This is a genomic window from Arthrobacter sp. 05L45_2 (assembly GCF_056397525.1).
Genome location: NZ_JBFTNO010000168.1, coordinates 1 through 7,020, shown reverse-complemented (window position 1 = coordinate 7,020; position 7,020 = coordinate 1). Strand labels below are relative to the sequence as shown.

The window sequence follows — 7,020 nt, the reverse complement described above, 5'->3', positions numbered from 1 at the left end:
GGCCGGGGTTCCCGGCCGGACTTTTCTGTGCCCTGGGCTGGCACCTTGACTCTTCCCGGAGAATGCGAATCGCTGGTAGACCAGCGGGTACCAGTTTCGGCCCGAGGCTCCGGAGGCGGCCATGTCCGAGGTGTTCATTGGAACCAGACGCGGCCGCATGCCGGCCTACCTTGCCGTGCCCGCTGGGCCGGGACCGTGGCCCGGCGTCGTGGTCATCCACGACGCACTCGGGCTCAGCACGGATACCCGCGCGCAGGCGGATTGGCTCGCGGCAGAAGGATTCCTTGCGGTGGCGCCGGACCTGTTTCACTGGGCACGCCGGGCGCTGTGCCTGTGGGCGCTGATCCGCGGCTGGCGTCCCCTCGGCGAGCTTGACCTCACCCGCGCCTGGCTGGCACGACGCCCGGATTGCACCGGCCGGGTGGGAGTGATGGGTTTCTGCATGGGCGGCGGTTTCGCCCTTATGCTGGCGCCGGACCATGACTTCGCCGCTGCCAGTGTCAACTACGGCGGACTGGATGAGGCGACGGCGGCGGCGTTACCGCGCGCCTGCCCGATCGTTGCCAGCTACGGGGCCAGGGACCGCTGGCCGGGGGTGCGGGGTGTGCCGGACCGGCTGGAACCGGTCCTGGCAGAGGCCGGGATCGCCCACGACATCAAGGTCTACCCCGGCGCAGGCCACGGCTTCATCAACCGGCACGGCCCGGCGGACCTGTCGGTGGGGGACCGTGTGCTGGCGAAGCTCGTGGCGGCCGCGTATCACGAGCCGTCGGCGGAGGACGCGCGTCGGCGGATCCTTGCGTTCTTCCACGAGCACCTGCTCAGCCCGGGAACGGGGCGCTGAACCCGCCCCCGGCGCCCGGCGGCGGAGTAAAGGGCCCGGCACCCGGCGGCGGGGCAGAGGGCCCGGCACCGGTTCCGCCCCCGGTGCCGAGCAGACTGCGGGTGAGTGCCTCGCCGTCGGCCATCAGGTGCTCCACGGCCGTCAGCAGGTGGCCGTCCGCCACCGCGGTGCCGTCCATCGCGGCCGCGACGACGGCACGGCGGATCAGTTCCCGGGCAAAAGAAGCCGTTGTGTCCCCGGTCCGGGCGGCCGCCTCGTCCAGGGCGGCGTCGCTGAACGGAATGTCCCGGGCATACAGCTTGAGCAGTGCGACCCGCTCCGGCAATGCCGGCAGTGGTATCTCCACGGCAAGGTCCACCCGCCCCGGGCGCTGGGCCAGGGCCCGTTCAAGCATGTCCACCCTGTTAGTGGTGAGCACAAAGGCAACATCGGCGTCGCTGGCCARWCCGTCCATGGCRTCMAGSACCTCRAACARCAGCGGCTGSGGYCCGTGCCCGAAGCTGCGGTCCTCGGCRATSAGRTCACAGTCCTCCAGAACGACRATKGACGGCTGAAGCGCCCGCGCCATGGCGGCTGCCTCCGAGATCCGGGCGAGCGATCCGCCCGCCAGGAGGATGGCAGTGGTGTCCGCGCTTCGGCTCAGCAGATACCGCACCGTGTGGGTCTTGCCCGTGCCCGGTCGACCGTACAGCAGGACGCCGCGCTTGAGGTGCTGGCCGTACCGGGCGAGGGTGCTCCTGTGCTCGGCAATGGCCAGGGCATGGTCCGAGACCCGCTGCAGCAGGCCCTCAGGAAGGACCACCTCGGACGCGGACAGCTCCGGCCGGGCATGGAAGGTCACGCCCGCTGCGCTGGGCCCGTATTCGCCCATGACCAGTGAGATGACCTGGCCCTTGAGGACGCTGTGATTCTGCATCCGACGGCGGAACTCCGCCAGGAATGCCGCGGCCAGGTCACTGGATCCGGCCAGCACCTCCAGGGATGCCGACTGCCGGCCGTACCGGGGGTTCGCGTCGCGTTGCAGCACTGCGAGCGGTCGGCCCTCGTAGCGGAAGAGCCATAGGCCCAGCGCCACAGCCTGCCGCTGCTCGTCCGGACCCACCGCGAGGTTGGTGTAGTCCGGCTGGGCCAGCGGAAAGTTGGGGTACTGCTGTGCCTGTTGCAGCATGTCGCTGAGGGAGTGGTGGTGGCGTTGGTCCCCGCCGCCGATGCCGGCCAGCCGGAACTGTGGGTCCGCGCCGGCGAGTTCCGCCAGCTGAATGTCGGCGTCCACGAAGCGGTGCGGCGGAATCTCCTCGACCACCACGGGTAGTGAACCCGCCGGGCTGTCCAAATGCGCGGTTAGCGTTGGCAGGAGCTGTTCGCCCGCTGGTTCCCGGCGCTGCCCGGACTGTGCCAGCTGAACAAGCAGCGCGAAATCGTCGATGAACTTCCCCAGTTTTTCATCCATGGGCAGACCCTACCAGTGCGCCTGCGGCCGCGGAGCGGAGCCCTTACCGGAGGTCGCTGGCGTACGTCAGGCCGATCCTGCCGCGCACTGCGTCTAGGGCCGCCATCACCGCGACACTTTCGCTTGGCGGGAGGATCTCGTTGGCGGTCGCACCGGCGGCGACCAGCCGTTCCAGCTCCCACGCCTGGTATTGCATGCCCCGGCCGGACACCGGCTCGTCGAAGCGTTCGACGACGTTCCCGCCGTCGTCGTACCGGGTAAACCCGGTGGGCGTGTAYCAGACGGGGTCCACCTCAATGCTGCCGGCAGTTCCGATGACGGCCGCCCGGTTGGGGCCGGCGGTGTCCAGCGCGCAATGCAGCACCGCTTGCTGGCCGTCCGGGTACTCGAAGATCATGGCGGTCTGGCGGTCGACGCCGGTGGTGGTCATGCTGGCGGCCGCCTGGATGGTGGCCGGTGCGCCAAACACGTCGAACGCGAACGACACGGGATAGATGCCGAGGTCCAGCAGGGCGCCGCCGCCCAGCGCGGGATCGTTCAGCCGGTGGCCGGGGTCCTTGGGGAGGTTCTGGTTGTGGTCCGCGATGACCGTGCGGACCTCGCCGAGGGCACCCGTGGTGATCAGCTCCCGGATCCGCACCATGTGGGGCAGGTAGCGGGTCCACATGGCTTCCAACGCGACCAGGCCCCGTGCCGCAGCGAGGTCCACGATCTCCTGCGCCTGGCCGGCGTTCATTGCGAAGGGCTTCTCGACCAGCACGTGTTTGCCGGCGTTGAGGGCCAGCAGCGCGTGCTCGTGGTGGAACGGGTGCGGCGAGGCGATGTACACCACGTCCACGTCGGGGTCGTTGACCAGGGCCTCGTAGCTGCCGTGCGCCGTCGGCAGTTGAAACTTGGCGGTGAATTCCTGGGCCGTTGCGGYGTTGCGGGACCCTGCGGCCTGAACTGTGAAACCGTGGTCCACGAGGTCGGACGCCTGCAGCCCGGCAATCAGCCCGGTGCCGAGGATTCCCCAGCGGAGGCCGCTTCCGGAGCCTCCCGGGCCCCCGGACCGGTCGGCGGGAGCATGGATGGCGGTTTCTGGCATGGCTCGGATCTCCTCGGACGTGGTCATTACGGCGGTTGGGTGCTGAGCGGAATACGCAACGGAACCGTGTCTGCATGCTAGCCCAGGTCGGCGCAGGCCCGCCCGGTGTTGTCGCCTGCTAGGTGCCCACCCTGGCCATGACTTTGTTGATGGTGGCGGCCAGCCCGCGTGCTGCCTGCAGGGCCGTGGCCTCGGAGCGGGCCTCGGTTTCCGCTTCCACGGAGAGAGTGCCCTTCCGGGCGGCCACCAGGATGTGCCGGACTGGGGATCCGCCGGAGACCCCGTAGGAGAGGGCATAACCCGTTTCGCCGCTGGTATCGACCGCGAGGCGGCGGACGGCCGTCCAGGTACGGGAGGGCACTCCCGGCACCTTCTGCTCGATGGCCTTACAGCCGGCGAGCCCGGCGGCCCGGCGGTCGAAGGGCATCGCGGCCGATGGGCCCCGGGCAAACCGCACAAGCCGGAGGCTGATGTGCTCCGACGTCGGCAGTGCCGCCGGAATCTCCGCGACCACCAGGGGTGCGCCATGGAGCGTCCCGAGGTACTTCACGTCGTCGTAGGTGCACGGAGGCGACGGTGGTCCGGGCTCAGGGCCGGCCGGCGCGTACCGGCCGGCGAGGACCCGGGCTTCGTCACCGTGCGGGCCGGTGATGTGCTGCAGGAGCCGGGCCAGGTGCTGCGGCGTCTCCTGCGGCAGAGGGGCCGGCGCTGGAGCGGGTACGGCCGGAGGGGCTGTGGGAGACGGGGACTCCGCCGGCTGGCCAACCATGCGCTTTCCGATCCGGAGCAGCGGTTCCAGCGCGGCCCTGAGTTCGACGTCGGAACTGGCACCGGGTGCCTGCCGGCTCAGCCCGATCGTCAGGGAGCCTTTGAAGACCTGAAGGGCAAGTGTGGCCGGCGGCGGGGGAGTTCCTGCAGCGGCCGCGGGAACGGTGACGGTGGCGTAAGCCTTCTCGCCCACCGCTGCCAGGGGGAGCAGCCGGACCGTGGAGGCCGGTCCGCTGCCGGCGGTCCGCCGGAACCGGGCGCACCTGCGCGCCTGCTCATCCGTGTAGGAAAAATCAGCGGCCTGTACGTCACTGCGGGGAGCGCTGCGGACCAGGACAAAGGCGAGGGCCTCCCTGGACCATTCTCCGGTTAGCGTCAGCACTCCGGCCGCAAAATGCATCCCAAGGTCGGCGCTGCTGGTTGGGGCGCTGTGCGGCCGAAACACGCCGCACTCGGCGGGATCGACGGCGGGGCCGGGCCCCGGCTGCGGCTGATTCTGGAGCCGGGAGCGGAGATCGTTGCTGTCCGCGACCCGGGCAGTCCCGTTGTGCGCGGTGTTGATGGCCGCGTCCATCAGGGCCATCAGTTCCTGGTCGGAAAGTACCTTCTCTGCTGCGGAAGCTGGCGGCCCCGTGGTGGTAGCGGGTGTGGACGGCGCGGCTGTGGCCGGGGTTGCAGTGTGGGGGGCCGCAGTCGCCGGTGGCGGCGCGGCCGGCGGGGAGGAAGTGCAGCCGGCGAGGGCGACGGCGGCGAGGGCGGCGGCAACAGCAAACCGGCAGGACGATAACCTGCCCCGCCGCAGCGGGACGCGGGTACTTCGCATGGGTGCAGCGCCTGGACACACGGCTGGGCTCCCTGCCGTCGGACGTTGTGCTCCATCCATGGTGGGCCCCGGTTGCCGCCGGTGCCAGAGGATTTGGGCCCGTCCGGGACGGGGCTGTCGTCCTAGTAGCAGTCGCTCTAGTTGCGGTCGCCCTAGTTGTAGACGCGCACCCAGTCAATGTTCATCTGGGACGGGCCGCTGGTTCCGGCGTCGGGGAACCAGTCGAGCTGCATCATCTGGCGCATGTCCACCGCGGGCTGATGGCCGGGGTCCGGATCGTTGAAAGTGCTGACGCCGTCGACGTAGCCCGTGATGCCGGAAGCGGTCCACTCCACGGCGTAGTTGTGCCACTGTGTTGTGTCGACGGGCGCCGCCGCCGCGGACGGTCCCGTGGCGCCGCCGCATGCGTAGTGCAGCAGGAAATCCACGCCGGTCCCTTTGGCAGTGCCCGTGGCGTAGTCCACCTCTGCGCAATTCGGTGAGGTGTTGTTGCTGGGCCAGAGCAGGACCAGGGGCCGGTAGTGGGCATCGCGGGTGGTGGTCTTCATCCGTGTTTCCCAGCGGCCGTACTTCTGCGCACCGAACCGCGCCGCCATGGCGCCGGTCGCCCCGGTGGCGTCGCCGCGGACGGTGGCGACCCCGTCGGCAACCGTCCAGGCTTCGGGCCGCCGGTTTCCCAGCCCGGCGTGGCCCGGGCCGGTGGCAACGTTCCACTTCGTGGCGTCAGGCGCTCCGGCATAGCCGAATTCGTCTCCGGCAATCACCGGCCCCCACCGGTGAGCAGTGGCCGCCTCCACGCCGTCTCCGGCCGCCGGTGCTGCGGGAGCGGGTACCGCGGGAGGTGCTGTCCCCGCCGGCACGGAGGTTACAGCCGGGGAGCCTGGGACGGACGGTGCGTCTGACGTGGTCGGTGCCGCGGCAACTGGCCCGTTGGTGGCTGTGCCCGGGGAAGTGCTGTCGGTGGCGGAAGCGGCGGGGGAGTGCCCCGGGCCGCGAGACGATGGCGTCGATGCGCCGGTATCGGCGGGGGAGGTCGACGCCGGCGTGCCCGATCTTTCAGGGGACGAGGGGGACGCCGCGCCGGTGGTGGGGGCAGCGCTGCATCCGGCCAGGGACAGGGCGCCGAGCGCAGCGGTAATGGCGATTTTCTTGAGCAAGCTACCCCTCCGGGCTGTTGACGTGGCAAACGCTTCTCCGCACGGACCTCGCGGACCAGCCGTCAACGTTACCTGATCGTGACCTGCGCCTGCAATGCCGCACCCTGCCCGCAAGCCGGAAAAGAGCGCGCGAAATGGGGGCTGCGGGTCGCCGTGCAAGTGGTCCCGCGGAGGGACCAAGTAGTGCGGCACGAAAAGCGCGAAATGCCCCGCAGAAGACGGGTGGAGCCCACTCGCGACCCCGTCTTTCCGCGCTTTTAGGCTCCTGAGTACTGGGTCATGAAAGTCAAATGCAGTGGTCAGAAATCGGGTCTCAACCATGCGTGCAGCAACAGAATCTGGGGTAACTGTCGATCAAATCCGCCGGCATGCCGGCCGGCGGCGCCGAGGCGCTAAACCGCGCTCGCAGGGCGCCTGGGCCGGGCTGTTGGCAGCCTCACTGACGCTCGCCGGGCTGAGCGTCGGTGCCGGTGCTGCCGCCGACGTCGGCACCATCKCCCACGACCTGCTGCGGACCGGGTGGGACAGCAACGAGACCATCCTGTCGCCGACGTCGGTCGCGTCCTCGAACTTCGGCAAACTGTTCTCCGCAACGGTGGACGGCCAGGTCTACGCCCAACCCCTGGTGGTGGGCGGCACCGTGATCGCCGCGACCGAGAACAACRACGCCTACGGCCTGGACAGCAGCACCGGAGCGCTGAGGTGGCAGCGGAACCTCGGGCCGGCGTGGCCGTCCGCAACCGTCAGCTGCGGCGACCTCGCCCCCAACGTAGGTGTCACCTCGACCCCTGTCTACGACGCCGCGACCAACAGTGTTTTTATGCTGGCCAAGACGAACGACGGCGCCACCCCGCAGCTCCCGCACTGGTACATGCACTCCCTGGACCGGAC

The 7,020-nt window shown here is 69.9% G+C and carries 6 protein-coding genes; 2 read left to right on the top strand and 4 right to left on the bottom strand.

What is annotated here, in order from left to right; all coding sequences use genetic code 11:
- Window positions 1–157 precede the first annotated feature (157 nt).
- Window positions 158–844 (top strand): dienelactone hydrolase family protein, encoded by a 687-nt coding sequence (locus tag AC1DHD_RS12480; RefSeq protein ID WP_476880021.1) that lies wholly within the window; start codon window positions 158–160, stop codon window positions 842–844.
- On the opposite strand, the gene AC1DHD_RS12475 is transcribed toward AC1DHD_RS12480, so the two are convergent.
- The 4 genes from AC1DHD_RS12475 to AC1DHD_RS12460 all read right to left on the bottom strand — a co-directional run bounded on the left by AC1DHD_RS12475 (window position 822) and on the right by AC1DHD_RS12460 (window position 5,736).
- The gene (locus AC1DHD_RS12475) at window positions 822–2,294 is read right to left on the bottom strand and encodes an AAA family ATPase (protein ID WP_476880020.1); all 1,473 of its coding nucleotides are present in this window, start codon (window positions 2,292–2,294) and stop codon (window positions 822–824) included. The genes AC1DHD_RS12480 and AC1DHD_RS12475 overlap by 23 nt on opposite strands.
- A gap of 43 nt (window positions 2,295–2,337) precedes the next feature.
- A complete protein-coding gene (locus tag AC1DHD_RS12470) occupies window positions 2,338–3,381 on the bottom strand; it encodes a Gfo/Idh/MocA family protein (RefSeq protein ID WP_476880019.1) in 1,044 nt (347 codons plus the stop codon).
- Between the two features lie 118 nt (window positions 3,382–3,499).
- Complete coding sequence (locus AC1DHD_RS12465) at window positions 3,500–4,732, bottom strand: hypothetical protein (RefSeq protein WP_476880018.1); 1,233 nt, start codon at window positions 4,730–4,732, stop codon at window positions 3,500–3,502.
- 392 nt (window positions 4,733–5,124) lie between these two features.
- Window positions 5,125–5,736 (bottom strand): family 16 glycosylhydrolase, encoded by a 612-nt coding sequence (locus AC1DHD_RS12460; protein WP_476880017.1) that lies wholly within the window; start codon window positions 5,734–5,736, stop codon window positions 5,125–5,127.
- A gap of 820 nt (window positions 5,737–6,556) precedes the next feature.
- Here AC1DHD_RS12460 and AC1DHD_RS12455 point away from each other — a divergent pair.
- The coding region (locus tag AC1DHD_RS12455) for an outer membrane protein assembly factor BamB family protein (protein WP_476880016.1) at window positions 6,557–7,020 on the top strand (464 nt) is incomplete at its 3' end.

Excerpts from the sequence above, each read along its gene's own strand:
- AC1DHD_RS12480 (WP_476880021.1), top strand. The coding sequence starts at position 158 with ATGCCGGCCTACCTTGCCGTGCCCGCTGGGCCGGGACCGTGGCCCGGC.
- AC1DHD_RS12465 (WP_476880018.1), bottom strand. The coding sequence starts at position 4,732 with ATGGCCCTGATGGACGCGGCCATCAACACCGCGCACAACGGGACTGCC.